The organism is Paeniglutamicibacter cryotolerans, assembly GCF_014190875.1.
Taxonomy (GTDB): Bacteria; Actinomycetota; Actinomycetes; order Actinomycetales; family Micrococcaceae; genus Paeniglutamicibacter; species Paeniglutamicibacter cryotolerans.
Window position 1 is genome coordinate 471,885 of record NZ_JACHVS010000001.1, and the last position, 24,330, is coordinate 496,214.

Here is a 24,330-nt window from a genome sequence, read left to right on the forward strand (position 1 = left end):
ATTAGAATGGAACCATGGATCCGATCGCCGCCCGAGAACTCGTGCTCTTGCTGCAACGCTTCACCCAAGCATCGGATCGCTACGTGGAATCAACCGGACAACTGCATTCCACACACCGTACCGACATGAACGCGCTGGGAGCAATCATGCGCTTCGAAGCCGCCGGCACTCCTCCCACACCCGGTGACTTGGCGCGGGAGCTCTCGCTCAGCTCCCCCGCGACCACCGCCCTGCTGGACCGGCTCGAACGCCACGGACACATCGAACGGCTGCGCATGGACGCGGACCGCCGACTGGTCCGCATCCGGTTGACCGACAAGGCTAAAACCGACGGCCGGACAATGTTCGGTCCGCTGGCCACACACATGATGGCAGTGATTGCCCAACACGAACCCGCCGACCTGGCAGTAGTCTCCCGGTTCCTCAAAGAGGCCATCGAGGGAGTCGACCGCGCCACCGCGGCAACCCGGGCCGACCTGTAACGCATACGTCCGGGCAGGGTCACTCCCCCTAGGATTATCCGGTGACTCTTTCCCTATGGCTTTCCCTGTTGGGCGCCAGCATGCTGATCAGCCTGACCCCGGGCGCCGGTGCCATCAACACGATGACCAACTCGATCAACTCAGGTTTCACCCGGTCGATCTGGGGAATCCTGGGTCAGCAGGCTGCACTGCTGGTGCACGTGGTGGTCGTGGCGGCGGGCGTCGGACTACTGGTGTCCCAATCCCCGGTCATCTTCTCGGTGGTCCGCTATGCCGGCGCCGCCTACCTGGTCTATCTGGGCATCCGGCTGATCACCGCCAAGGCCGAGGCCGAGACCGAGCTGGAGAAACGGGGCGCCGAATCAGCGTTCTCGATGTTCAGGCGCGGGTTGTGGGTCAACCTGCTGAATCCGAAGGCCATCATCTTCTTCCTGGCCTTCACCCCCCAGTTCATCCGCCCTGACGAGCCGCTGCTGATCCAGTACTTGATCTTCATCGGCACCATCGTCGTCGTCGACGTCATCGTGATGTGGTTCTTCTTCGCCGCGGCGGCCAAGGGCTTCCGCCGCTTCACCTCGACGGCACGCGGTCAGCGCATCCTGAACCTGGTCTTCGGAACCCTGTTCATCTTCGTCGCAGCCCTCCTGGCCCTGGTGCATTAGCCATTGGCCACGATCCCGGATTGGACACGGTTCTGCGCGTGTGGCCACACAGGGGTGCCGGAGACCTAGAATAAGTGCCATGTACCGGATGACTACAGTTTGCACGGGGAACATCTGCCGCTCACCCATGGCCGAATACATGCTCCGGACCGCACTTGTCGATGCGGGCATCGAGGGCGTGCTGGTCGACTCGGCCGGCACCACCGACTGGGAGGTCGGCCGCCCGATCGACCCGCGGGCCGGCGCCCTGTTGCGCTCCCACGGCATCAATGCCGACGGACACCTGGCCCGCCAGTTCGAACCCGTTTGGTTCCGCGGCACCGACCTGGTGCTGGCCCTTGACCACGAGCACTACCTGGACCTGCTGAAGCTGCAACCCGAATCCACCACCCCGGGAACGGTGCGCATGCTGCGCTCCTTCGACCCCGCCGTCGCCGGAGCAGCCCCGGCCATGCAGGGGATCTACGACCCCTGGTACGGCGACGAGGCCGACTTCCGTGCCAGCTGGCAGATGATTTCCGCGGCGATCCCCGGCGTCCTGAACTTCGTGCGTTCCGAGCTGCTGCACTCGCGTGGACACTAACCGACCCTCGGTCATCGCCATCGATGGCCGCTCCGGGGCGGGCAAGAGCACGCTGGCCCTCGAACTTGCCACGCTGTTGCGCGTCCACCGTCCTGTTGCACTCTTCCACCTCGAGGACCTGTACCCGGGCTGGGACGGCCTGACGGCTGGCATCGAGGCCTACGTCACCGATGTGCTGGCACCGCTGCGCTCCGGACGCCGGGCACGGTGGCACCCCTGGGACTGGGAGGCCGACGCCCCCGGCGCCGAACGCACCACGGCACCGGCACCCCTGGTCATCATCGAGGGCGTGGGAGCCGGTGCCTCCGCGGCCCGGACGCATCTGGACGCGCTGCTCTGGGTCCAGGTCGAGGGCACCGACCGCAAGGCCCGCGCGCTGGCCCGCGACGGGGAGGCCTATGCCCCGCATTGGGACCGGTGGGCCGCCCAGGAAGAGGCGTGGCTTGCGACGGACGACGTGCGGGGGGCCGCCGACGTCACCGTCTTCAACCGGGCCGACGGCGCAGCCCCGCCCGACGCGCTGGCGGCACTGCTGGCGCTTCCGCAACTGGCCGGACTGCTGCGCCCCGAGGCCGAAGCGGCGGCGGGACAGCGCATCCACTCGCGAAGGATCGACTGCACCCACCCGGACCCCGTCCCCGGTCTCGTCGAGGCTCTGTATGCCGGCTCCGAACACCTGGTGGTGCTCGATTCGTCGAACCACCCGGCGCCCGGCACCGCAGACCCCTTCCGCAACGGGCACTCCATGCTGGCCGATGCCTCGGGCCGCGGCAGCACGGTGTTCGAGCACGGCGCCGGCCGCTCGACGATCAGCCGCGGATGCGCCACCGCCAGCGTGCCCGGGGCGTTCTTCGACTGGCTCGACCGCACTTGGGGCGGAACCACGGAAGCTTCGGACCCCGACACCGGAAGCGGATTCGACCTGGGCTGGATGGGCTGGCTCGGCTATGAGCTCAAACGCGAAACCGGTGGCTCCGATGTTCCGGCGGCTGCCATCCCCGGCGCCGACGCCGCGCTGATCAGCCCCGCGCGCGGCGTGCTGGTGGACCATTCGCGCGGCTGCGTGTGGGCGCTCTCCCGCGGTACCGCGGGCTCCGCGGCGTGGTTCGCCCGGGTCACCGATGCCGTCGCGGCGCTCCGCACATCCCCCGCCACCCGGCCCGCGTTCGTGCCTCCGGGCCCGGTCTTCGACTCCGCCGACCCCCGCGACCGGTACCTGGCCAAGGTGGTTTCCGCCCAGCAGGCGATCCACGCCGGCGACAGCTACGAGGTCTGCCTGACTACCCGGCTCGGCGCCACGGTTCCCCGCGCGGCGCTGGACCCCTGGCTGCTCTACCGCCGGATGCGCACCTCGAGCCCGGCCCCGTTCGCCCATTTCATCCGCTTCGGATCCACCGTGGTGGCCAGCACCTCCCCCGAACGCTTCGTGTCGCTGGATGACCGGGGCTGGATGCGGGCCGAACCGATCAAGGGCACCCGCCCGCGCGGGGCGGACCCGGTCGCCGATGCCGCGCTGGCTGCCGAGCTTGCCGCCTCGCCCAAGGACCGCGCCGAGAACATCATGATCGTCGACCTGCTGCGCAACGACCTGGTCCGTTCGTCGGATCCGGCAACGCTGTCGGTTCCGCGGCTCTGCGCCATCGAAACCTATGCCACCGTGCACCAGATGGTTTCCACCATCGTCGCGCGGCTGCGCCCCGGCGCCTCGCGGGCCGAGGCCATCGCGCTGGCCTTCCCCCCTGGTTCGATGACGGGTGCCCCGAAGATCTCCACCATGTCCATCCTCGATCGGCTGGAGGACGGGCGTGCGCGCGGCATCTACGCGGGAGCCGTCGGATACTTCTCGCACACCGGTGCTGCGGACCTGGCCGTGGTGATCAGAACGCTGGTGCTGCGCGACGACGGGGCCGGGAACTGGGACCTGGGCCTGAGCGTCGGCGGGGCGATCACCGCCGATTCGGACCCGGCCGAGGAATGGGACGAGGTGCGGACCAAGGCCCGCGGCGTGCTTGACGCGCTGGGATCGGTCTTCCCGGACTGAGCCGCCACGGCGTCGGACCTACTGCAGCGTCGAGGTCAACCTGCAGACGTTGTCGATCCAGCGCGCGAAGCGCGGGCGCCGCGTCCATTGCCCGAGCAGGAGCTCGCTGGACACGGCCCGGTAAGCGTCGTGCACGCGCGAGAGCTCACCGGTTATTTCTGGCCCGAGCAGCATCACAGTGATCTCCATGTTCAGCGAGAACGAGCGCATGTCCATGTTCGACGAGCCGAATACAGCCACCTCGTCATCGACCGTGAAGCACTTCGAATGCAGCACCATCGGCGCCGGATATTGGTAGATCCGCACCCCGGCACGCAGCAGTGCCAGGTAATAGGACTGCTGGGCGCGCTGGACCACAAACTGGTCCCCTTGCTCCGAGACAAACAGTTCCACGTCGACCCCGCGCTGCGCCGCCGTGGTCAGCGCATAGAGCAGCGAATCGTCGGGCACGAAATACGGTGAGGTGAGCGAGAGCCGCTCCGTCGCCGAATAAATCAACGTGTTGAACAGGCGCAGGTTGTTCTCCGCCTCAAACCCGGGCCCGCTGGGCACCACCTGACCGATCTCCTCACCGGCATCAGGCGGCTCGAGCTCGGCTTCCTCGATGTGGGCGAGGTCTGCCAGCAGGTCCTCGTCGGTCTCCTGCGACCAGTCGGTGGCGAAGACGACGTCCAGGCTGGTGACCAGCGGACCGCGAATCTGCGCCGTCAGCTCCACCCATTCGCGGCCCACCCGCTTGGCCGAACGCCGCTTGTAGCTCGGCTCAATCAGGTTCTGGCTGCCGGTGAACGCCGTCTCCCCGTCAACCACGACGATCTTGCGGTGGTTGCGCAGATCCGGCCGGCGCCACTGCCGGCGGAACGGGGAGAGCGGCAGCATCCAGCGCCACTGGATCCCCGACGCGTTCAGCCGCCGCACCAGCGCGCGGTAGCCCCGGACCCGCAGCGTGCCTAGGTGGTCCAGCAGGAAGCGCACCTTCACCCCGCGCAGCGCAGCGGCCTCCAGCGCGTCGAGGAACGGTCCGGCATAATCGGGATCCTGTCCCACGATGTAGAACTGCACGTGCACGTAGCGCCGCGCCCGATGCACCTCGAGGGTCATCCGCTCCAACGATTGCGCGTAGTCGGTGATGAATTCCACCGCGTTGCCTCCCTGCAGCGGCAGCGCCCCCAGGTTCCGGTTCAGTTCGGCGGCCGAGCGCACCCAGTCGGGGGCGTCTAAGACGATGTCATCGGCCTCCAGATGCCGGGTGGCTTCCAAGACCCGCGCGTTGATTTCCTTCTGCCGCTTGATCCGCCGGTTCGAGAGCTTGAAGTTGCCGAACATCAAAAAGAGCAGCAGCCCGAACACCGGCAGGATGAAGATGGACAAAAGCCAGGCCATCGCCGTGGTAGGACGCCTGTTGCCGGGAACGATGCCGATCATCGTGACCCTGATGACGACGTCTGCGCTCACGCTCAGCACCCAGACCAGGGCACTGAAAGACAGCCAGCCGCCCTGCATGTCCGGTATCACCGCTCCCGCCCGCCTCCCCCGCCTAGTCAAAGCTCCGGATCCCAGCCTACCGGCCGGGCCCGGCTACCGGCGGGGTTCGGGTCAGGCTGGGTTCGGGTCAGGCGGGGGACCAGATCAGCCGGCGCCGCCGGCATCTCGAGCTGTTGCGGAACCGGCCCCGGCGGTGTCGTGCCCGGTCGTCGACGGCTTGCCCGCTGTAACCTTTTCCCATGACTGTTTTGGTGTTCCTTGATCCGCAATTTCCCGCCGGCCGGCTGGCCGACGCCACGGTGCCGCAGCTTTCGGTGCTCGACCAGGGGGTGACCCGCGGTGACGGGATCTTCGAGTCGGCGCTCTATAAGGGTGCCGTGGTGCGCAAGCTCGAGGCGCATCTGGCCCGCCTGGCCGTTTCCGCTGACACCTGCGACCTGACCCTGCCGGAGACGGCTGCTTGGCGCGCCGCCATCGCCACGGCGGTCTCCGCCTACGATGCCGCAGCCCCGTCCGAGGAGGCCGTGGTGAAGCTGGTGGCCACCCGCGGCGCGGAGGGCGCCCAGGCTGGCACCTGCTGGGTCACCGTCTCCCCGGGCCCTGCCCTGGGCCGGGCCCAGCGCGAGGCCGGCTTGTCGGTGCTGTTGTTGGACCGCGGCTATGACTCCGCGGTGGCGGAACGCGCACCGTGGCTGCTCATGGGTGCCAAGACGCTCTCCTACGCGGTGAACATGGCGGCCCTGCGCCACGCACACGCCAACGGCGCCGACGATGTCATCTTCATTTCCTCCGACGACATCGTCTTGGAGGGCCCGACCTCCACCGTGCTGCTGGCGATCCGCGAGGGCGAGACCAAGCGCCTGCTGACCCCGACGTTGGAAACCGGAATCCTGCCCGGAACAACGCAGGGCGCGATCTTCGCCGCCGCCAAGGCAGCCGGTTGGGAACTGGGATACGGCCCGCTGGCCCCCATCGATCTGATGGATGCCGACTCGGTGTGGCTGGTATCCAGCATCCGCCTCCTGGCGCCGATCAATTCCATCGATGGAACCCCGATAGCCCGTGACCCCGAGCTGCACGCGGAACTGACGGCCATGGTCGACGCGATCGCCTGACCAGGACACCTGTCCGATGATTGCCACTCCAGCCACCCTCGGGGTGGCGATCATCGTTGGGCCGGGATTTGATGCTGATGCACCATGGGTCCATTCCCTGCGGCAGCCCAGGAATACGAATGAGGGCCTTCCGGGTCAGCGTTCGGGTAGGCATGCCTCAAACAACCAGTCAACCCCTCGCAACAACCCTGTGAACAACCCGAAAAAGCCCCACTGAACTGGCACTGAGCAACAATCACCGCACGCGTCAAGGCATTCCAGAACCCTTCCAAACATCGGTCCACAGGCGTATATTTGTCGGCCTTACGATTCCAGTGAGATGGTTTCGGCGTAAAATCAAGCCATGGCTGGAGAAATCCCGGCTTGTCCCCGTGGGCATCTCGATGGCCGGGTCGTGCGTGACGGTCTGCAAAAAGACGGAGGCCGGCCCCGGCAACGCTGGCGGTGTAACCTCCCGGGAGGTTCCTACCACCGCTTCCTCGGCGTGGTCAGCCGGACGCGTGCAGACCACGAAACGTGCGTCGAATGTGAGAGCCATCTGGCACCCCATGAAGGACCCGCAGCTCCCGCACAGTTTGAATACCTGATCCGTGAAATCGCTGCGGCCCTTGTTGATATCGGCCGCGGAAGCACCTATATCGATGCCGCACGGCGCGTACGGATGCAGGCCTCCGGCAATACTCCCGCCCAGGGGCAAAAGCTTCTGCATAACGGCCAAACCGTGGCTGATTGGGTGGCTGATTTTGTCCCCGTGGTGGCCGCGGCCCAGGCCCCCGTGCGGTGGCCGGCAATCCTCGTTCTGGACTCGAAGACGTTCTGGTGGCATGCCGCCGGGGAATTCACGGACCGGACCGCCCTCTATACGGTCCTGGCGGCCTACGGCTATGACCGGAACGGCAAAAACGGGCAGCTGTGGCGGTTGGAGGCCCACCCCGCGCGCACGACCGCCGCCTGGGGTGAGTTCCTCGATCGCTTTCCGGGGACCCCGCTGTCCATCGTTGCCGACGAGGATCCCGGTATTCGGGCCGCGATCATCAAGCGCTGGGGCGCCTTGTTCTGGCTGGAGCGCTACCACGCGTGCGAACACCACCTGTATGCCAGCGGGAGGGCAACGTTGGAACAGACCGTCGGGTCCGGTGTTTTACGGGACCTGTTCCACGGTGCACTGAACGATATCCATCGGTGGGATGCGTTCGAAACCGCGGTTCAGGAGTCGGGCCTGCTGGCCATCCAGACCTGGGTCGGTGGCCACGGCCAGCAGATCCGCCGACAAGCCGGACGCCGGGAGGCGATCGCGCCGATCTATACCAACGGTGCGTTGGAAAGCGTTTTCGTCCGGGTGAAGAAATGCATCGGAGACCGGGCCTTGTCCTTGCGCAATCGTGCCCGGTTGAACCTGTTGCTGGAGTTGATGAGGTTGCGGGAGCTGCGGGCCGACAACGCCGGTGATTACGCCATGGCGATCCGTGCGCACTTGCTAGCCAACCAGGGACACCCGCAGCGCAGGTATCGCGACATCTGCGATCGGCGGGTCACCCCGGACGGAAGGAAAGCCGAAAACAGTCTGTGGTCCGCGGCGGCCCAGCTGAGATTGCAGGCCCGGGCCGAGGTGAAAGCGGCAGCCCGGCGGCGCATCGCCGACGGTCCATCCGCAACCGAAATCGACGGGTCCATCTCACTGGAATCGTAAGGCCGATATTTGTTCTATGTTTGAAGCGCGGAACACCACCGACTCGAACCCGACGGACCCGCCAGCACCAGCCCCCGGGACACACCTCCCCGCCACCGCCCTGCTCGGCCACATCACCACGCTCACCCATACGGCCCGCACCCTGATCCCCGTCCTGCAACACACCACCGCCACCGAGACCGACCTCGTGGACATCATCACCGGCATCGAAGAAACCAAGGCAGCCCTCGCCGCCCTGGAAACCCACGCCACCCTCGCCCTGGACACCGCCACCCGCGCCACCCAAGCCCGACACGGCGCCACACCCGAAACCCTGGGCCGCGGCGTCGGCACCCAAATCGCCCTCGCCCGCCACGAAGCCCCCACCGAAGGCCTACGCCACCTACGCTGCTCCCGCATCCTCATCGAAGACCTCCCCCTGACCCTGGCCCACCTCACCCGCGGAGGCTTCACCGAAGACCAGGCCCTGACCCTCGCCCACGAGGTCCGCCACCTGAACCCCGACCTGCGCACCGAAATCGACACCCGCCTCCACGCCCACCCCGAGGACTTCACCGGACAGGGAGCCAAGGCCCTGTCCAACTGCGTGCGCACCCTTGCCCAGGAACTGGACCCCCGCGACCTGCTAGCCCAGGCCGAAACCGCGCGCCAAAAACGCTACGTCACCCTCTACCCCGCACCCCACGCCATGATGCACCTCACCGGCATGCTCCCGGTGGACCAAGGCCTCCTCATCCAGGCCGTCCTGAACGACCTCACCGACTCCACCCTGGCCACCGGCCAAGGCGCCGGGCGCAACCGCGAACAGATCCGCACCGACGAATTCTTCGAACTACTCACCGGCACCCACACCCGCGCACCGGCAGTAGAAATCGGACTGATCATCACCGACCGCTCCCTCTTCGAAGGAGACACCGAACCGGCCTACCTCCAAGGCTACGGGTCTGTCCCCTCCCCCTGGGCCCGGGACCTGATCCGCGGCGATGACCACGACGCCAAAGCCATCCGCTGGATCCGCCGCCTCTACACCGCACCGGGCACCGGAGACCTCCTGAACATGGACTCCACCCGCCGCACATACCCCCGCGGACTCGCCAAATTCATCAGAGTCCGCGACCAGATCTGCGCCACCCCCGGATGCAACCACCCCATCGGCCACTACGACCACATCCACCAAGCAGCCCTCGGCGGCAAGACCACCGCCGCCAACGGCGCCGGCCGCTGCGCCTGGTGCAACCAGACCAAGGAAACCCTCGGCTTCACCGAACGCGTGATCCCCGGCATCCGCCATGGCTTCGAGATCACCACCCCGGCCGGGAAGACCTACCGCTCCATCGCCCCGCCCCTGCCCGGCACCCACACCCGCAACTGAAACCCCGTCTGAACCCACGTACGGAAAAACCCCGATTTCCCAAGGAATCGGGGATCTGACCACGCCCGCAGGGAACGCCCAGCGCCAGGTTCTAACCCCAGACTAGATTCCAGGTTCCAAACCCCATCGCCGCAGCGGTTGCAGCAGCACCGATAGCCAGTCCGCCCATCAGAACCCCGGCATCCTTGGGAGCAAAACGCGACGTTTTGGACCATGTGCGTGTGGAGGTTCCAAATCCCTTGGCTTCCATCGTGACGGCCAATCTGGCAGCACGACGAATGGCCTGGACAAGAAGCCCCAGGCCCTGCCAGAGATTGGCTCGCAACCTCTGGGCCACCGTGCCATGCGCTCCGACGCCACGAGCCCGTCGGGCCATGCCGAGGGTCCGCCATTCTTCGGTCAGCAGCCCCAACAAACGCATTCCGGCCAAAGCACCGAGCACGAATCGATGTGGAAGCCGGGCCTTCTGCGCCAAGGCATTGGCCAGGTCTGTGGGATCGGTACTCGAGAAAACCAAGACCGACGGGATCGCCACGGCAAAAGCCCGCAGTCCGGTTGCCACGCCAGCCGAAACCGAGCCCTCGGTGATGGTAAAAATCCCGAGGTTCAACAGCAGGGCACCGGAGTCGTTGCCCACCAGGGCAGTTCCCCAGGCCGCCAGCATTCCCGCCACCAAGAGCGGCCATGCCCTGAACATGAAACGCACTGGCGACAGTCCGCTCAATGGCAGCAGGAACAGGCTCGCCAGCACGACGACGGCCCCGGAGACCCAGTCCAGGCTGGCCACCAACGGAGCGGTGGCCAGGATAACCGCGGCTAGTTTGGCCAACGGGTTGGCCCTACCCAGGAAACTGCCACTGCTCGAGGCTTCTGGCTCCAGCAATCCGCCGGTTCCGGTAAGGTTCTTCGACGGCATCCCCTCGGAGAGTTCAAGGCGTTCGGCGCCCAGGGCAGCGGCAAAGTGCTCGTCATGCGTCACCGCCAGAACGGAACCGCCGGTATCAAGATGCTCGTTGAGCAATCCAGCGAGTTCGGCCCAGGTGTTTGCATCCTGCCCGAAGGTCGGTTCATCGAGGATCAGCACTGCCGGTCCGGCCGCCAATACAGTGGCCACCGAGAGCCGACGCTTTTCACCTCCGGAGAGCGTAAACGGATTGACCGCTGCCAAGTGTTCGAGCCGCAACCGTTCCAGCAGCGTCCCGACCCGCTCATGAATCTGCTCCTCGGTGAATAATGCAGACCGCCCATCGGGGGTACGGGCCATGCGCGGACCGAACGCGAGCTCTTCACGCACCGAGTTGGCGACGAATTGGTGTTCCGGTTCCTGGAAGACGGTACCGATGCGGCTCACCAGGTGGGAAGCCCGCCATGAGTATGGGCGGTGGCTCAATGATGAACCGGAACCGCGCAGAGAATCGAGGGCTGCTACGCTTCCCTCGCGCTCGGGCAGCAGACCGGCCAGTGTGAGGGCCAGCGTCGATTTGCCCGCACCATTGGGGCCGGTCACGCACAGCGCCTGCCCGCCCGAGAGTTGCAGGCCGATATCGCGTTGCAGGACCTGTCCCTTGGCCGTGCGCGCCACCGCCAGGTCTGTGGTTTCCAGCAGGGCGCGGGTCGAGGTGCCGGCCCGGATCCCCCGGGTTCGCGCCGTGGCCGGCATATGACCGGGAACCCAGATGCCGTCGGCAATCAGTTCCTCGCGCTGAGGTCCGGGGCCGAAGAGCTCGTCGGGGGTGCCGTCGATGGCGATGCCTCCCCCGGGCCGAAGCACGATAACCCGATCCATATGGGGAGCCCAGGCATCCAACCGATGTTCGACGATCAGCAGGGTTGCACCGCTTGCCGCGACCGCCGCGATGACTGCGTCGCGGACCTCCAATACGCCTTCGGGGTCCAGGTTGGCTGTCGGCTCATCCAAGAGCACCAGACCCGGTCCCATGGCCAGGATCCCGGCCAGTGCCAGCCGCTGCTTCTGCCCACCCGAGAGTGCGGCGGTGGGGTGGTCCAGCGACAACCGCAGGCCCACTGCCTCAAGGGCCGCTTTGACGCGAATCCTGATCTCGGCCGGATCAACCGCGAGGTTCTCCGCTCCGAAGGCCACATCGTCTCCGATGCGGGCCTGGATGACCTGGGTCTCCGGGTCTTGTTGCATCAGCCCGGCACGCCCGTGCACCATGTGGGCGGGAACCTCATCCAGCAGCAGCTCGCCGTGGGCTTCGGTCTCCTCGTCCGCGTGCAACACGCCGGCCAGCGCATGGAGCAGCGTGGATTTCCCGGCCCCGGAGGCTCCGGCCAGCAGTACCCGCTGACCGGGAGGGATGTCCAGGTCGAGCCCGGAAATCGCGGGCAGGTCACGGCCGGCATGCTTCCAACCCCAGCCGGCGGCACGTACGGCCACTCCCCTGGCCCGCACGGGACGCTGCCCGGCGGCAGTCGTCAGCAGCTCAGTGTCCTCGGACACGGAAACTCCCTACTTCCGCACGGTGCCCAGCACCGTTTCCTGTGCGGCCTTGCGGCTGGCCAAGGAAGACAGGGCCCCGGTACGGGCCAGTGCGCGCGTAGCCAGCCAAGACAGGAGCCCGCCGATGACCAGCCCGGAAAGGGTCATGGCCGCGACGTAGAACAGCTTCATGGACTGTGTGTATTCCGCGAACCAAGCAAAGATGAAGGCGTCGTTGATGCCTCCGAACAGGCCGGTGACGGCTCCGGCCAGCAGTGCCGTGGGGAGGCCCCAGGACTTGTACAGGAAGATCGCGAACACCAATTCAGCGCCCAGGCCCTGAATGAGTCCGGAGGCGAGAACCGTCCATCCATATTCGGAGCCCATGAACGAGGAGACCACGGCCGCCACCGTTTCACAGAACAGTGCCGCACCCGGCTTTCTGATGATCAGGGCACCGAGGACTGCAGGGAAAAGCCACATTCCGCCCAGCAGCGCCGAGGCGGGAGGGAAGGCCACGAAGAGGAAGTCCAACGAGTGGTGGACGGTGTTCCAGGCGAAGAAGACGACGCCCGAGGCGACAGCCAGGACGGCCGCAACAACGATGTCGACGACGCGCCAGGTACTGCGCGTCGGTGCGATTTGAAGACTGGTCATGATGGATCCTCCTTGGATTCAAGGAGGGGAGGGATGCACGCGCAAACGAGAATCCCTGAGATCTCGACTCCCTTCGCCGGTACTAACCGGAGCAGGTTCGAGGGTCTGCGGCTTGCCCGCACTCTCAGCGCCCTGCGTAACCATGGTTACGCCGCGCTCCCCTGTCGTGTGTGATTCAGTATCGCCAGTGTACCCCCACGCTATGCTGGAACCGTATTTGCTACAACGAGGGAAACAGGGAACATGCAAGCCATCATGAAGATCGCCGGACCACTGATTTCCATTGCGGCCGGATTCGTCGGCGGCAAGATCGTGGACAAGCTCTGGCTCGGGTTCACCGGCCAGGAACCGCCCAAGCACGGGAACAAGGAAGCGCTGGCCGAGGCATCGCTGCGTCAGGCGCTGAGCTTCGCCCTGCTTTCGGCCATCACAGCCGCTGTGATCCAGGTGCTCACAGATCGTGGAACGCAAAAGGCGCTCGCCCGCTTCGCCAAGGACTGATTGCCGGATTACGGCGATTCGGCCGCGGCACCCCGGGTGCTGCGGCCGTTTTGTCAGCAGACCGGGTCGTCCCCGCCCTGCCCCTCGGCCCGGGCCACCACCGCGTCGAGCTCATCGACCAGCAGGGTCTCCTTTTTCATGTGCTTGGTACGGTAGCCGGCCCGGCCGACCATATGCGCGGAGACGGGCGCCGTGAGCAGCTGCAGCAGCCAGGCCAGGATCAGCACCGGCACCACATTCCAGCTGCGCAACTCCAGCGCCAGCGCACTCAAAAGCAGGAACAGCCCGAACACCTGCGGCTTCGTTGCCGCGTGCATCCGGGACATGAGGTCCGGGAAGCGCATCATGCCGATGCCGGCTGCCAGTGACATCAGCGCGCCGACGATCATGAACACGGCGGCGACCGAGTCGATGATCGTATCCAAAAGCGTCGGCTCCATCAGGCGTTCCTCCGATCGGTGACGTAGCGCGCGACGGTGACCGAACCGATGAAGCCGATCATGCAGCACAACACGACGAAGATCAGGTTGTCCGTGTGTTTGTTCACCGCCATCTCGATGGTCAGCCCGGCGGCAATGATCACCAGCAGCACGTCGGTGGCCAGTACCCGTTCCAGGATCGATGGACCGCGGGCGATGCGCACGATGGCCAGCGCGGCGGCCGCGACCAGGATGCTTCCGGTAATCCACAGCACGATCGTCATCATGGGTTTTTCCCCTCCTCGGGCTTTGCCGTTTCGGCGTTCAGGGCGGCCAGCTCCGCCGGTGTGCCCATGACCCGGATCAGCCGGGCCTCGATGTCCAGAATCCCGGCGCGGGCCTTCTCGAGCTCCGCCGGTGTGTTGACGTTCAGGAAGTGCAGGTACAGCGTGGAACTGCGCCGATCGACCTCGACGACGAAGGACCCGGGTATCAGCGTGAGCACATGGCCCACCGCCGTGACCATCAGATCCTGCTCGGTGCGCAGCGGGACGGCCAAGATCGCCGAGCGCGTCTTTGGTCCGCGGAACACCGCCAGGAACAACACGCTGAAGCTCGCCGCCGCGACGTCGACGATGAAGCGCAGCAGGAACAGGAACGCCCGCCAGATGTTGAACCGTGGGCTGAGGATCACCGGCGGGAGCCGGAACAGGTTGACCAGGGCCCAGGAGATCAAGAACCCGAAGACCAGGTTGCCCGGGGCGAAGTCCTGCCACAGCGCACCCCAGAACAGCGTCATGCCGATCAACAGCGGCAGTTCGATGCGGAAGGGTGTGCGCCCGGGCTTCTTTCCGGTGTTTTCGGTGCTCATGGCTTCACTCCCTGCTCGCCCAGGACCGCTTCGATGTACGGCGTGCGCTCCAGCATCTGGTCCGCCGCCCGCTGGCTCAGGGCGAACAGCGGTCCGGCGAAGATCGTCAGGGCGATGCCGAGCAGGACCAGGCCCGAGGTCGCCGCAACCATGGTGCGCGGCAACAGCGCCGTATCACCGCGGTCCGAGTAGATCGATCCCGGTTCGTCGGCTACCACGTTGTAGGTGGTGATGCGCTCACCCTTGGCCGCACCGACCAGCAGCAGCGGATCGGGGTCCGTGGCGTCCTCTGCCTTGCGCCAGAACGCGCGGTTCCAGACCCTCGCGACGGCCAGCAGGGTCAGCAGGCTCGTAGCCACGGCGCCGCCCACCACGATCCAGGTCAACCAGGTGCCGTGCTCGATGCCGCCGGCGATCAGTCCCAGCTTGCCCAGGAAGCCGGAGAACGGCGGAATGCCGGCCAGGTTCATGGCGGGGATGAAGAAGAGCAGTGCGAGCACCGGGGAGAGCCGGGCCAGCGATCCCAGCCGTTCGACGTTCGAAGTCCCGGCGCGGCGTTCGATCAGTCCGGTGACCATGAACAGCGAGGTCTGCACGACGATGTGGTGAATCACGTAGTAGACGGCCGCAGCCAGGGCTAGCGCGTTCCCCACGGCCAGGCCGAAGATCATGTAACCGATGTGGCTGGTCAGCGTGAAGGAGAGCATGCGCTTGATGTCGATCTGGGCGAGCGCACCCAGGATGCCGACCAGCATGGTCAGCAGCGAGACCACCAGCAGCACCTCGCTGAGTTGGTTCCCGGGAAAGAGCAGCGTCTCGGTGCGCACTATCGCATACACGCCGACCTTGGTCAGCAGGCCGGCGAACACCGCTGTGACCGGTGCCGGGGCCGTCGGATAGGAGTCGGGGAGCCAGAAGGACAGCGGGAAGACGGCGGCCTTGATCCCGAACGCGACGAGCAGCATCAGGTGCAGCACCGTCGAGGTGCCCGGGTGCACATCGGGCAGCTTCAGCGCCAGGTCGGCCATGTTCACCGTTCCGGTGGCGGCGTAGATCATCGCGATGGCGATCAGGAACAGCACGGAGGAGACCACCGAGACCACCACGTAGGTGACCCCGGCCCGGATCCGTGCTGTAGTCCCGCCCAGCGTCAGCAACACGTAGGAGGCGGTAAGCAGGATTTCGAAGCCGACGTAGAGGTTGAACAGGTCACCGGCGAGGAACGCGTTCGACACGCCGGCGACCAGGATCAGGTAGGTCGGGTGGAAGATCGAGACCGGTCCGTCCTCGTCACCATCGGCCATGCCCTGGCTGGTCGCGTAGACGAGCACCGAGAGCGAAACACAGGTGGAGATCACCAGCATCAGCGCGGAGAACTCGTCCACCACCAGCGAGATCCCAAACGGCGGGGCCCAACCGGCCAGGGTGACCGCCTGCACGCCGCTACCCCAGACGGTGACAAGCATCCAGACCTCGAGCGCCAGCGTGAGCGCCAGCGCCGAGAGCGTGATGGCCCGCTGGGTGCGCAGGTGCCGGCGCACGACGAACGCCATGGCGGCGCCGAACATCGGCAGCGCGACGGCCAGCGGGGCGAAGGAGACGGCGCTCAGCATCTGGCTCATGGCTGCTGCTCCCGGTTCCGTGTCGCTGGGTTCTGTGTCGTGCGCTCGATGTGCGCTTTCCGCGGCCTCGGCTCGCTCGGTGCCGCATCCGGGTCGTCCGGTGCGAACTCGGTGGTGTCGGCGTCGATGATCGCGTCGTCCTCCGGGTCGAAGTTCGACTGGCCGGCCACGCGCTGATCCTCGTCGTCGTCCATGACCTCGTCGGCCCGGGAAATGATCCAGGACCGGTAGATCATCGCGAGCATGAATGCCGTGACGGCGAACGTGATCACGATGGCCGTGAGGATCAGTGCCTGCGGCAGCGGGTCCGAATACCGATCCGGGGCGACGTCCTTGGCGTAGAGCGGGGCCAGGCCGGCTGCGCCGCCGGTGGCGAGGAGCAACAGGTTCACCGCGTTTCCCAGTAGCACGATGCCCAACAGCACCTTGGTCAGCGAGCGTTCGAGCAGCAGATAGATGCCGGCGGCAAAGAGCACGCCCATGACCAGCAAGAGGGTGAGGTTCGTGCTCATCGGCCGGTTCCCGTCGGGTTGGTGTCGGGCAGGTCATGCATGTCTGTGGGGCTGCGGCCCTCGGAGCGCTCGTCGATTTCCGAGCCGAGCGAGCGCAGCACGTCGATCACCAGCCCGACGACGATGAGGTAGACCCCGATGTCGAAGAAGGTGGAGCTGACGAACTTGTGTTCACCGAAGAGCGGCAGGGCGAATTCGAAGACGGCAGACTGGAACACCTGCCCGCCGAAGAATAGCGGCACCGCCCCGGTCAGCGCAGCCAGGGCCAGCCCGGCGCCCATCAGCGTGCCCGGGCTCACAGGTGTCGCCTCGGCCAGTTCCACCCGGCCGCCGGCCAGGTACCTGATGGTCAGGGCGAGCCCGGCCAGCAGGCCGCCGGCGAATCCGCCACCGGGTGTATTGTGCCCGGCCAGCAGCAGGTACACGGAGAAGAGCAGTACCGAGTGGAAGATCAGCCGGGTGACCACCTCGAAGGTGATCGAGCGGCGTTCCGGGGCCAGCGTCCGCCCGGCCACCAGCCAGGCGGTGGACGCGGAGGCGGCGAAGTCGCGCGCCGTGGACAGCGCAGCGGCGCCGTGCCGGGTCGTGTCGATGGCCTCGGAGCCGTGGTCGACGCTGCCCGATTCCACGTCGGCGGCGCGCAGTGCCCTGTCCCCGCGGCCGCGCACGAAGATCAGCGATGCGACGCCGGTCGCCGCGGCAGCCAGCACGGTGAGCTCGCCAAAGGTGTCCCAGGCGCGGATGTCCACCAGCGTCACGTTGACGATGTTCTTCCCCGCACCGCCGATGTAGGCGAGGTCGGGGAAGGCGAGCGAGACCGGCTCCGCTACCCGAGATGCCATTGCCGTGGCGGCGATGTACATCATCGCGGCGCCGAAGCCGATGCCGATCAGCGCCCGCAGCACCCGGCGCCCAGAGGGGTTACCGGTCCACAGCCGCACCGGCAGCGCGCGTAGTGCCAGCACGAACGCGACCAGGACGATGGTTTCGACCAGCAGCTGGGTCAGCGCCACATCCGGTGCGCCCTGCAGGGCGAAGATCATCGCCATGCCGTATCCGACGACCGAGACCATCAGCACGGCAAGGAAGCGTCGATCGGCCCGCACCGCGCCGATGGCACCGATGATCATGGCCAGCCCGACGGCCAGCTGTGCGGGGGTGTCGAAGAGGATGAAGTTGCCAGGAGCCGGGGTGACCAGCAAGATGGCCGTCAGCGTGGGTCCGAGCAGCGCAACGACCAGGATCACGCTGAGGTAGAAGCCCAGTGAACCACGCTGGGTGCGCCCGGTGAGCCAGATCGCCAGGTCGTCGATGGCGGCGACCAGCTTCTTGTAGCCGCGCTCGGCATCGACGAGCGCGGGCACCGCATGCTGGAAGCGGGAGACTGCCCGGTTGCCGGCGAAGAGCGCCACGCCGACGGCGATGCCGATCGCGCTCAGGCCCAGCGCCGGGGTGAAGCCATGCCACAAGCCCAGGTGGATGGGGTGCCCGGCCGGCGGGTAGAGCCCGGCGTAGGGCGCAAAGGCCGCTTCCAGCACACCCGGGAAGAAGGCAAAGAACACGGTGGCGCCGGTCAGCACCAACGGCGGCGCCACCAACAGGAACGGGATCTTCCGGAACGCGGTGTCCAGCATGTTCTTCTTGGTGGCGAAGCCTCCCCAGAGCCAGCGTGCGCTGTAGGCGAAGGTCATCGCCGCACCCAGCACCACACCGGACAGCAGGACCACGCCCCACACACCCCGGGTTGAAGCCTCCTGAACCAGCACCTCGTACACCGATTCCTTGGCGACGAACCCGAAGAGCGGGGGCAGCCCGGCCATCGACGCGGCGGCGATCGCCGCGATGGTAAAGAGCAGCGGGGCCCTGCGGCGCAGCCCGGAGAGCACCCGCAGATCGCGGGTCCCGGCCTTGTGGTCGATGATGCCCACGACCAGGAACAGCGTCGCCTTGAAGAAGCCGTGCGCCATCATCATCGCCAGCCCGGCCAGCGCGGCATTCGCGTTGCCCAGCCCGATCACCAGGATCAGGAAGCCCAGCTGTGAAATGGTGCCGTAGGCCAGCACCAGTTTCAGGTCGGTTTGGCGCAGCGCCTGCCAGCCGCCCACCAGCATCGTGGCCAGGCCCAGGCCCAGCACCATCGCGTCCCAGTAGGCGGTAGTCGAGAACCCGGGGGCCAGCCGCGCTACCAGGTAGACGCCGGCCTTCACCATCGCCGCGGCGTGCAGGTAGGCGGAAACCGGGGTTGGCGCCGCCATCGCACCGGGAAGCCAGAAGTGGAAGGGGATCAGCGCCGACTTGCTCATGGCGCCGATCAGGATCAGCCCGATGGCCACGTCGATGAACGTGCCCGAGGCGGCCAATGCCCCGGCCGATTCCATGATCTCGGAGATCCGGTAGGTCCCGGCCGCGTGGCCGAGCATGACCAGTCCCACGAGCATCACCAGTCCGCCGAAGGTGGTGACCATCAGCGCGTTCAGCGCCGAACGGCGGGCGAAGATCCGGGTGCGCGAGAACCCGATCAGGAGGTAGGACAACACGGTGGTCAGTTCCCAGAAGATGAACATCAGGATCAGGTCGTCCGCCGTCACCAGGCCGAACATCGCGCCGGCGAAGGCCAGCAGCTGCGCGCCGAAGGTGCCGATGTGCGCGTCCTGGTTCTTGAAATAGCGCGCGCAGTAGAAGAGCACCAGCGCACCGACGCCGAGCACCAGCAGGCACAGCACCGCGGAGAGCGCATCGATCCGGAAGGCCAGTTCGACCTGCAGGCTCGGGATCCAGGGGATCGTCAGCGACGGCGGCGCGTGGGGCATTCCGGAGGCCGCGTCCTGCCGCGCGTTGATGAAGGAGCCGAAATTGAGCAGCAGCCACGCGAATCCCAGCGCCGGTGCAGCACCCAGGATGTAGAAGGTGCCGCGTCCGAGCAGGCGGAAAAGCAGCGGCGAAACGGCTGCCACCGCGAAGAGCGCTATCAGGACGATCAGCACGGATGGGTCTCCAGGTGGCATGGGCCGCCGGACGGCGCGGCGGTGGTCAGGACCGGACTCCAGCTTAACAGCTCGCGCACCGGGTCGGCGTTTCCACGTCGTGTTGACCCGCGCTGTGATCCGGCACCGGTTACGATGCATCAATGAGCGAACACCAGGCTGTGGCCCAGCCCACCCGCATCCTCACCAAACAGGTTCTGGCCTGGGCCTCTTGGGATTGGGGTTCGGCGGCAATCAACGCGGTGATGACCACTTTCGTGTTCACCGTGTACCTCACCAGCTCCTACTTCGGCTCCCCGGCCGAGACCTCGGCGGCACTCGGTGCCGCACTGGCCGTCGCCGGCGTCGCGGTGGCTCTGCTGGCCCCGATCACCGGGCTGCGCTCGGATGCCGGAGGGCGCCGCCGCTTCTGGCTCGGCGTGAACACCGTGCTGGTGGCACTGACCACGGCGGCCTGCTTCTTCGTCTTCCCGGAACCGCGCTTCCTGCTGCTGGGCGTCTGCCTGATCGCGCTGGCCAGCGTCTTCGCTGAATTCGCCACGGTGAACTACAACGCGATGCTGCCGCAGATCTCCACTCCCGCGACCATCGGCAAGGTCTCCGGGTTCGGCTGGGGCATGGGCTACCTCGGCGGCATCGTTGCCCTGTCCATCGTGCTGTTCACGCTGGTCACACCGCTCTTCGACTGGGCCGGCGCAAACGAGCACAACGCGCTGAACCTGCGTCTGGTGGCCGTGTTCTCCGCGCTCTGGTTCATGGGCTTCGGGCTGCCGGTGCTCTTCACCGTCCCGGAGCTGGCGGCGACCGCGAAGTCGGCACGGATCGGCTTCGTCGCCGCCTACAGGGTGCTGGGCCGGCGCGTTGCGGCGCTCTACCGCACCGACCGGCACACCGTGTACTTCCTGCTCTCCAGCGCCGTGTTCCGCGACGGGCTGGCGGCCGTGTTCACCTTCGGCGGCGTCATTGCCGCCGGCACGTTCGGGTTCACGCTGCAGCAGGTCATCATCTTCGCCATCGTCGGCAACGTGGTGGCTGCCATCGGCGCCATGGTCGGCGGCGTACTCGACGACCGGACCGGACCCAAATCGGTCATCGTCGGTTCGCTGATCGGCTTGCTGGTGGCCGGGACCGGCGTGTTCCTGTCCCCCGGCACCACCGGGTTCTGGATCTTCGGACTGATGCTGTGCCTGTTCGTCGGCCCGGCGCAGTCCTCGTCCCGCGCCTACCTGGCCCGGCTGGCGCCCGAGTCGCAGGAGGGCGAGCTGTTCGGGCTCTACGCCACCACGGGGCGGGCCGTCAGCTTCCTGGCCCCGGCCATGTTCGCCTGGGCCATCGTGCTGGCCACCCCGATGGCGGGCGACGGTGCCCAGCGCTACGGCATCCTGGGCATCCTGGTGGTGCTGGCCGGCGGGTTGCTGCTGCTGCTCCCGGTCCGCCCGCCGCGCCACGGCTGATCCCGGCACGGGTTCCCCGCAGGTAGTGACACCGCTGCCTTCCGGTGGTGGGATGGGGTGCATGATCGAATCGGGCGAACCCCAGACCATCACGGTGACCGGTGCCGGTGGACAGATCGGCTATGCGATGCTGTTCCGGATCGCCTCCGGCGCGCTGCTTGGCCCCGATGTCCCGGTGCGGCTGCGGCTGCTCGAGATCCCGCAGGGGCTGCGGTCCGCCCAGGGCGCAGCCCTGGAACTGGGCGACTGCGCATTCGGGCTGCTCGACTCCATCGAGGTCACCGACGACCCGGCACGAGCGTTCGACGGGGCAAACATCGCCCTGCTTGTCGGATCGCGGCCGCGTGGGCCGGGCATGGAGCGCGGGGACCTGCTCGCCGCCAACGGGGCGATTTTCGGGCCCCAGGGCGCGGCGCTGAATGCCGGTGCGGCCGATGACATCCGGGTGGCCGTGGTCGGCAACCCGGCAAACACCAACGCGCTGATAGCGGCCGCGCATGCCCCGGACATCCCCGGCGAGCGGTTCACCGCGCTGACCCGGCTGGATCACAACCGTGCGGTGGGGCAGCTGGCGCTGCGGCTCGGGGTTCCGGTCTCCCGGATTTCGGGCGTGAGCATCTGGGGCAACCATTCGGCCACGCAGGTCCCGGACATCAACCATGCGACGGTGGCCGACGAGCACGGCGTCTGGCACCCTGTCCCGGAGCGCCTCGCCGAGGTCTTCGGGTCCGCGCCGGCCGCCGAGCAGTGGCTCGCCGGGGAGTTCATCCCGAGGGTGGCCAAGCGCGGGGCCGAAATCATTGAGGTCCGCGGTTCGTCATCGGTGGGTTCGGCGGCCGCTGCCGCCATCGACCACGTCCGCGACTGGGTCGCCGGGACCGGCGCCGACCACACGTCGGTGGCGCTTGCCTCCGACGGATCCTACGCGGTGCCCCAGGGCCTGGTCTCGTCGTTCCCGGCACGCTCGGTCGGCGGGCAATGGCATATCGTCCAGGGCCTCTCGATCACCCCCGCCGTGCAACTGCGCATCGATGCATCCGTCGCCGAACTGGTGGCCGAGCGCGACGCCGTGGCGGCACTCGGCCTGCTGGGCTAGGTGCCCAGCGTGGTGCGGTGGAAATTCAGGTGGCTGCGCGATGCCGTCGGGCCGCGCTGGCCCTGGTAGCGGTTGCCGTATTCGCCCGAACCGTAGGGGTGCTCGGACGGGGAGCTGAGCCGGAAGAAGCACAGCTGGCCGATCTTGGACCCGGGCCACAGCTTGATCGGCAGCGTCGCCATGTTCGAGAGTTCCAGCGTCACGTGGCCGGAGAAGCCCGGGTCGATGAAGCCGGCGGTGGAGTGGGTGAGCAGGCCCAGCCGGCCGAGCGACGACTTGCCCTCGAGCCGCGCCGCCACGTCGTTGGGCAGCGTGACCGCCTCGTAGGTGGAGCCGAGCACGAATTCGCCCGGGTGCAGGATGAAGGCCTCGTCCGGGTCGACTTCGACCAGCCGGGTCAGCTCCGGCTGGTCCGCCGCCGGGTCGATGTGGGCGTACTTGTGGTTGTCGAACAACCTAAAGAAGCGGTCAAGGCGCACGTCCACGCTCGCCGGCTGCACCATCGAGGGGTCGTACGGGTCCAGCTTGACGCGGCCGGAGTCGAGTTCTTTTCGGATATCACCATCAGAGATCAGCACCTTCCCAAAATAACGCATCCCGGGCCCCAGGCCGCCATCGGCTCCGGCGCCGGGCGTCCCTGCCTATTCCCAGCGAGCCGGGCTATCCTTGTTGCACGTCCCTGCCCGCATTCGCTGGCGGGGAACTTTTGACACCATGTCCGCGACCCGAGACCAAGGATTCCGTTCTGAAGCCGCTAGCCGTTGCCACAGCCCTCTGCGTTTCGCTGACGCTGCTGGTCCCCGCGCTGCCCGCCGCGGCCCAGGGCCCCGCCGCCCCGGCACACGCACCCCTGGCCAAGGCGACCGACGGCAAGCCGGCCAGCTCACCGGGCTCGATCCTGTACCTGGCCAGCAAGGCCTCGCCGATCGATCCGGTCGGCTACGCGCCGCGGGACCTGCGCCGGGCCGCCGGCACCTCGGTGAGCCTGCGCAAGGATGCTGCGACCGCCATCGAGGACCTGTTCGAGGGCGCGGCCCGGGCCGGCCACCGGCTGCGCCTGGAGAGCGGCTACCGCTCCTACGACCGGCAGGCCTCGCTCTACGCGCGGTATACCCGGCAGTACGGCGAGGGCTTCGCCTCGCGCATCTCGGCCAAGGCCGGAACTTCAGAACACCAGCTGGGCCTGGCCGCCGATATCGGTCCGGCCAACGGACAGTGCACGCTCAAGGCCTGTTTCGGCGACACCGCATCCGGCAAGTGGGTTGCCGCCCACGCGTACGAGTTCGGTTTGATCGTGCGGTACCCCTCGGACGGGGAAAAGACCACCGGCTACAAGTACGAGCCGTGGCACCTGCGCTACATCGGGATCCCCGATGCCACGGCCATGAAGAAGGCCTCCATCGGCACGTTCGAGCAGTATCTGGCGGCGAAGGAACCCGCCATGAAGCCGGTCGCCAAAAAGCCCGCGGCGAAGAAGCCCGCCACCGAGGCGGCAGTGCCCTCGCTGGCCGTACTGCGCCTGCTGGCCCCGTTCCGCGACTGGTCCGCCGGCTTCGATTTCAACTAGACCCACGACCTTCCCGGCCTGCCGGACCGGTTCACCCGAAAGCGACGGACGATGCCCCAGCTGTACATCAAGATCTGCGGGCTGAGCACAGCCGAAACGGTTGCCGCTGCAGTGGCAGCAGGCGCCGACGCCATCGGTTTCGTCTTTGCCCCCGGCAGCCCGCGCACCGTCGCCCCGGACCTGGTCGCCACGCTGCTGGCCGGGATACCGGAACACGTGGAAACCGTCGGCGTCTTCCGCGACCAGCCGCTGGCCGGGGTACTGGAGACGGCCCGGCGGTCCGGGGTCTCCACGGTTCAACTGCACGGGGACGAGCCGCTGGGCGACATCACCGCGGCGCAGGCCGCAGGATTCCGGACGCTGCGCGCCTTCTCCGCCGGCGCCTACGCGCGGCTGGACGATGCAGCGCGCGCGCTCTGGGATAACGAGCGGATCCTGCTCGATGCCATCGAGCCCGGTGCGGGCGTCGCGTTCGATCCGGCCGACGTGCTTGCCGCTCCCCCGGCCGGCCAGTGGCTGCTGGCCGGCGGGCTCAATCCGGACAACGTGGCGCACCTGGCAATGGTGCTGCGCCCGGACGGCGTCGATGTCTCCTCCGGCGTCGAATCCCGCCGCGGAGTCAAGGACCCGGAGCTGGTCAAAGCCTTCATCGCTGCGGCGCGCTCGGTACGCTAGGCACCCGGCAAGCCGGCCCGGGATCGGGCGCACTCCCGGTGGTGGAAACTGCCGCTTCCCGCAACGGCCCGGGGGTCCTGCCCGGGGAATTTCCCCGGGCAA

General features: G+C 67.2%; 22 protein-coding genes and 1 riboswitch. Of the genes, 12 read left to right on the forward strand and 10 right to left on the reverse strand.

What is annotated here, in order from left to right; translation table 11 throughout:
* Positions 1-14: 14 nt before the first annotated feature.
* The 4 genes from E9229_RS02335 (at position 15) to E9229_RS02350 (ending at position 3,768) form a co-directional block, all read left to right on the forward strand.
* Positions 15-482 (forward strand): MarR family winged helix-turn-helix transcriptional regulator, encoded by a 468-nt coding sequence (locus E9229_RS02335; RefSeq protein WP_183509661.1) that lies wholly within the window; start codon positions 15-17, stop codon positions 480-482.
* Positions 483-523: 41 nt separating this feature from the next.
* Positions 524-1,144: a LysE family transporter gene (locus E9229_RS02340; RefSeq protein WP_183509662.1), complete on the forward strand. Its 621-nt coding sequence runs from the start codon at positions 524-526 to the stop codon at positions 1,142-1,144.
* Between the two features lie 88 nt (positions 1,145-1,232).
* Positions 1,233-1,727, forward strand: a complete 495-nt coding sequence (locus E9229_RS02345; RefSeq protein ID WP_312855576.1) for a low molecular weight protein-tyrosine-phosphatase — start codon at positions 1,233-1,235, stop codon at positions 1,725-1,727.
* Complete coding sequence (locus tag E9229_RS02350) at positions 1,717-3,768, forward strand: chorismate-binding protein (RefSeq protein ID WP_183509664.1); 2,052 nt, start codon at positions 1,717-1,719, stop codon at positions 3,766-3,768. The genes E9229_RS02345 and E9229_RS02350 overlap by 11 nt, the downstream gene beginning before the upstream one ends.
* 18 nt (positions 3,769-3,786) lie before the next feature.
* Here E9229_RS02350 and cls read toward each other — a convergent pair whose 3' ends face one another.
* Positions 3,787-5,271, reverse strand: a complete 1,485-nt coding sequence (gene cls / locus E9229_RS02355; RefSeq protein WP_183511819.1) for a cardiolipin synthase — start codon at positions 5,269-5,271, stop codon at positions 3,787-3,789.
* 221 nt (positions 5,272-5,492) lie between these two features.
* Here cls and E9229_RS02360 point away from each other — a divergent pair, with 221 nt between their 5' ends.
* The 3 genes from E9229_RS02360 to E9229_RS02370 all read left to right on the forward strand — a co-directional run bounded on the left by E9229_RS02360 (position 5,493) and on the right by E9229_RS02370 (position 9,430).
* A complete protein-coding gene (locus E9229_RS02360; RefSeq protein ID WP_183509665.1) occupies positions 5,493-6,368 on the forward strand; it encodes an aminodeoxychorismate lyase in 876 nt (291 codons plus the stop codon).
* Between the two features lie 733 nt (positions 6,369-7,101).
* A complete protein-coding gene (locus E9229_RS02365; RefSeq protein WP_183509666.1) occupies positions 7,102-8,058 on the forward strand; it encodes a hypothetical protein in 957 nt (318 codons plus the stop codon).
* A 16-nt stretch (positions 8,059-8,074) separates the two neighbouring features.
* Positions 8,075-9,430, forward strand: coding sequence for an HNH endonuclease (locus tag E9229_RS02370; protein ID WP_183509667.1), 1,356 nt, complete (start codon positions 8,075-8,077; stop codon positions 9,428-9,430).
* 91 nt (positions 9,431-9,521) lie between these two features.
* On the opposite strand, the gene E9229_RS02375 is transcribed toward E9229_RS02370, so the two are convergent.
* Entirely contained in the window at positions 9,522-11,891 is a 2,370-nt protein-coding gene (locus E9229_RS02375; protein WP_407671317.1) for an ATP-binding cassette domain-containing protein, read from the reverse strand.
* 9 nt (positions 11,892-11,900) lie between these two features.
* Positions 11,901-12,527, reverse strand: coding sequence for an ECF transporter S component (locus E9229_RS02380; RefSeq protein ID WP_183509669.1), 627 nt, complete (start codon positions 12,525-12,527; stop codon positions 11,901-11,903).
* Between the two features lie 51 nt (positions 12,528-12,578).
* Positions 12,579-12,700, reverse strand: a riboswitch (TPP riboswitch).
* Between the two features lie 70 nt (positions 12,701-12,770).
* Here E9229_RS02380 and E9229_RS02385 point away from each other — a divergent pair.
* Positions 12,771-13,028 (forward strand): DUF4235 domain-containing protein, encoded by a 258-nt coding sequence (locus tag E9229_RS02385; RefSeq protein WP_246380319.1) that lies wholly within the window; start codon positions 12,771-12,773, stop codon positions 13,026-13,028.
* Positions 13,029-13,081: 53 nt separating this feature from the next.
* On the opposite strand, the gene mnhG is transcribed toward E9229_RS02385, so the two are convergent.
* The 6 genes from mnhG to E9229_RS02415 are packed head-to-tail and all read right to left on the reverse strand — an operon-like array spanning position 13,082 to position 19,436.
* Positions 13,082-13,468 (reverse strand): monovalent cation/H(+) antiporter subunit G, encoded by a 387-nt coding sequence (gene mnhG, locus E9229_RS02390; protein WP_183509670.1) that lies wholly within the window; start codon positions 13,466-13,468, stop codon positions 13,082-13,084.
* Positions 13,468-13,734, reverse strand: coding sequence for a monovalent cation/H+ antiporter complex subunit F (locus tag E9229_RS02395; RefSeq protein ID WP_183509671.1), 267 nt, complete (start codon positions 13,732-13,734; stop codon positions 13,468-13,470). The genes mnhG and E9229_RS02395 overlap by 1 nt, the downstream gene beginning before the upstream one ends.
* Positions 13,731-14,318: a Na+/H+ antiporter subunit E gene (locus tag E9229_RS02400; RefSeq protein ID WP_183509672.1), complete on the reverse strand. Its 588-nt coding sequence runs from the start codon at positions 14,316-14,318 to the stop codon at positions 13,731-13,733. The genes E9229_RS02395 and E9229_RS02400 overlap by 4 nt, the downstream gene beginning before the upstream one ends.
* Positions 14,315-15,940: a Na+/H+ antiporter subunit D gene (locus E9229_RS02405; RefSeq protein WP_407671318.1), complete on the reverse strand. Its 1,626-nt coding sequence runs from the start codon at positions 15,938-15,940 to the stop codon at positions 14,315-14,317. The genes E9229_RS02400 and E9229_RS02405 overlap by 4 nt, the downstream gene beginning before the upstream one ends.
* A complete protein-coding gene (locus tag E9229_RS02410; protein ID WP_183509673.1) occupies positions 15,937-16,452 on the reverse strand; it encodes a Na(+)/H(+) antiporter subunit C in 516 nt (171 codons plus the stop codon). Before E9229_RS02410 ends, E9229_RS02405 begins: the two co-directional genes overlap by 4 nt.
* Positions 16,449-19,436, reverse strand: a complete 2,988-nt coding sequence (locus tag E9229_RS02415) for a Na+/H+ antiporter subunit A (protein WP_183509674.1) — start codon at positions 19,434-19,436, stop codon at positions 16,449-16,451. The genes E9229_RS02410 and E9229_RS02415 overlap by 4 nt, the downstream gene beginning before the upstream one ends.
* Before the next feature lie 143 nt (positions 19,437-19,579).
* On the opposite strand from E9229_RS02415, the gene E9229_RS02420 reads away from it, so the two are divergent.
* Positions 19,580-20,890: an MFS transporter gene (locus E9229_RS02420; protein ID WP_183509675.1), complete on the forward strand. Its 1,311-nt coding sequence runs from the start codon at positions 19,580-19,582 to the stop codon at positions 20,888-20,890.
* Between the two features lie 61 nt (positions 20,891-20,951).
* A complete protein-coding gene (locus E9229_RS02425; RefSeq protein WP_183509676.1) occupies positions 20,952-21,986 on the forward strand; it encodes a malate dehydrogenase in 1,035 nt (344 codons plus the stop codon).
* Here the strand turns inward: E9229_RS02425 and dcd are convergent.
* Entirely contained in the window at positions 21,983-22,564 is a 582-nt protein-coding gene (gene dcd, locus E9229_RS02430; protein ID WP_183509677.1) for a dCTP deaminase, read from the reverse strand. The two genes, E9229_RS02425 and dcd, sit on opposite strands and share 4 nt — an antisense overlap.
* 128 nt (positions 22,565-22,692) lie before the next feature.
* On the opposite strand from dcd, the gene E9229_RS02435 reads away from it, so the two are divergent.
* Together E9229_RS02435 and E9229_RS02440 are read left to right on the forward strand one after the other, a co-directional pair.
* A complete protein-coding gene (locus E9229_RS02435; protein ID WP_183509678.1) occupies positions 22,693-23,553 on the forward strand; it encodes a M15 family metallopeptidase in 861 nt (286 codons plus the stop codon).
* Between the two features lie 51 nt (positions 23,554-23,604).
* Positions 23,605-24,228, forward strand: a complete 624-nt coding sequence (locus E9229_RS02440) for a phosphoribosylanthranilate isomerase (RefSeq protein ID WP_183509679.1) — start codon at positions 23,605-23,607, stop codon at positions 24,226-24,228.
* Positions 24,229-24,330 lie beyond the last annotated feature (102 nt).

Bases quoted from the DNA above. Each gene is read 5' to 3' on its own strand.
- E9229_RS02345 (WP_312855576.1), top strand. From the start codon at position 1,233: ATGACTACAGTTTGCACGGGGAACATCTGCCGCTCACCCATGGCCGAA.
- E9229_RS02380 (WP_183509669.1), bottom strand. From the start codon at position 12,527: ATGACCAGTCTTCAAATCGCACCGACGCGCAGTACCTGGCGCGTCGTC.
- E9229_RS02385 (WP_246380319.1), top strand. From the start codon at position 12,771: ATGCAAGCCATCATGAAGATCGCCGGACCACTGATTTCCATTGCGGCC.
- E9229_RS02395 (WP_183509671.1), bottom strand. From the start codon at position 13,734: ATGATGACGATCGTGCTGTGGATTACCGGAAGCATCCTGGTCGCGGCC.
- E9229_RS02410 (WP_183509673.1), bottom strand. From the start codon at position 16,452: ATGAGCACGAACCTCACCCTCTTGCTGGTCATGGGCGTGCTCTTTGCC.
- E9229_RS02405 (WP_407671318.1), bottom strand. From the start codon at position 15,940: ATGAGCCAGATGCTGAGCGCCGTCTCCTTCGCCCCGCTGGCCGTCGCG.
- E9229_RS02420 (WP_183509675.1), top strand. From the start codon at position 19,580: ATGAGCGAACACCAGGCTGTGGCCCAGCCCACCCGCATCCTCACCAAA.
- E9229_RS02360 (WP_183509665.1), top strand. From the start codon at position 5,493: ATGACTGTTTTGGTGTTCCTTGATCCGCAATTTCCCGCCGGCCGGCTG.
- E9229_RS02425 (WP_183509676.1), top strand. From the start codon at position 20,952: ATGATCGAATCGGGCGAACCCCAGACCATCACGGTGACCGGTGCCGGT.
- mnhG (WP_183509670.1), bottom strand. From the start codon at position 13,468: ATGGAGCCGACGCTTTTGGATACGATCATCGACTCGGTCGCCGCCGTG.
- E9229_RS02335 (WP_183509661.1), top strand. From the start codon at position 15: ATGGATCCGATCGCCGCCCGAGAACTCGTGCTCTTGCTGCAACGCTTC.
- E9229_RS02400 (WP_183509672.1), bottom strand. From the start codon at position 14,318: ATGAGCACCGAAAACACCGGAAAGAAGCCCGGGCGCACACCCTTCCGC.
- E9229_RS02440 (WP_183509679.1), top strand. From the start codon at position 23,605: ATGCCCCAGCTGTACATCAAGATCTGCGGGCTGAGCACAGCCGAAACG.
- E9229_RS02370 (WP_183509667.1), top strand. From the start codon at position 8,075: ATGTTTGAAGCGCGGAACACCACCGACTCGAACCCGACGGACCCGCCA.
- cls (WP_183511819.1), bottom strand. From the start codon at position 5,271: ATGCAGGGCGGCTGGCTGTCTTTCAGTGCCCTGGTCTGGGTGCTGAGC.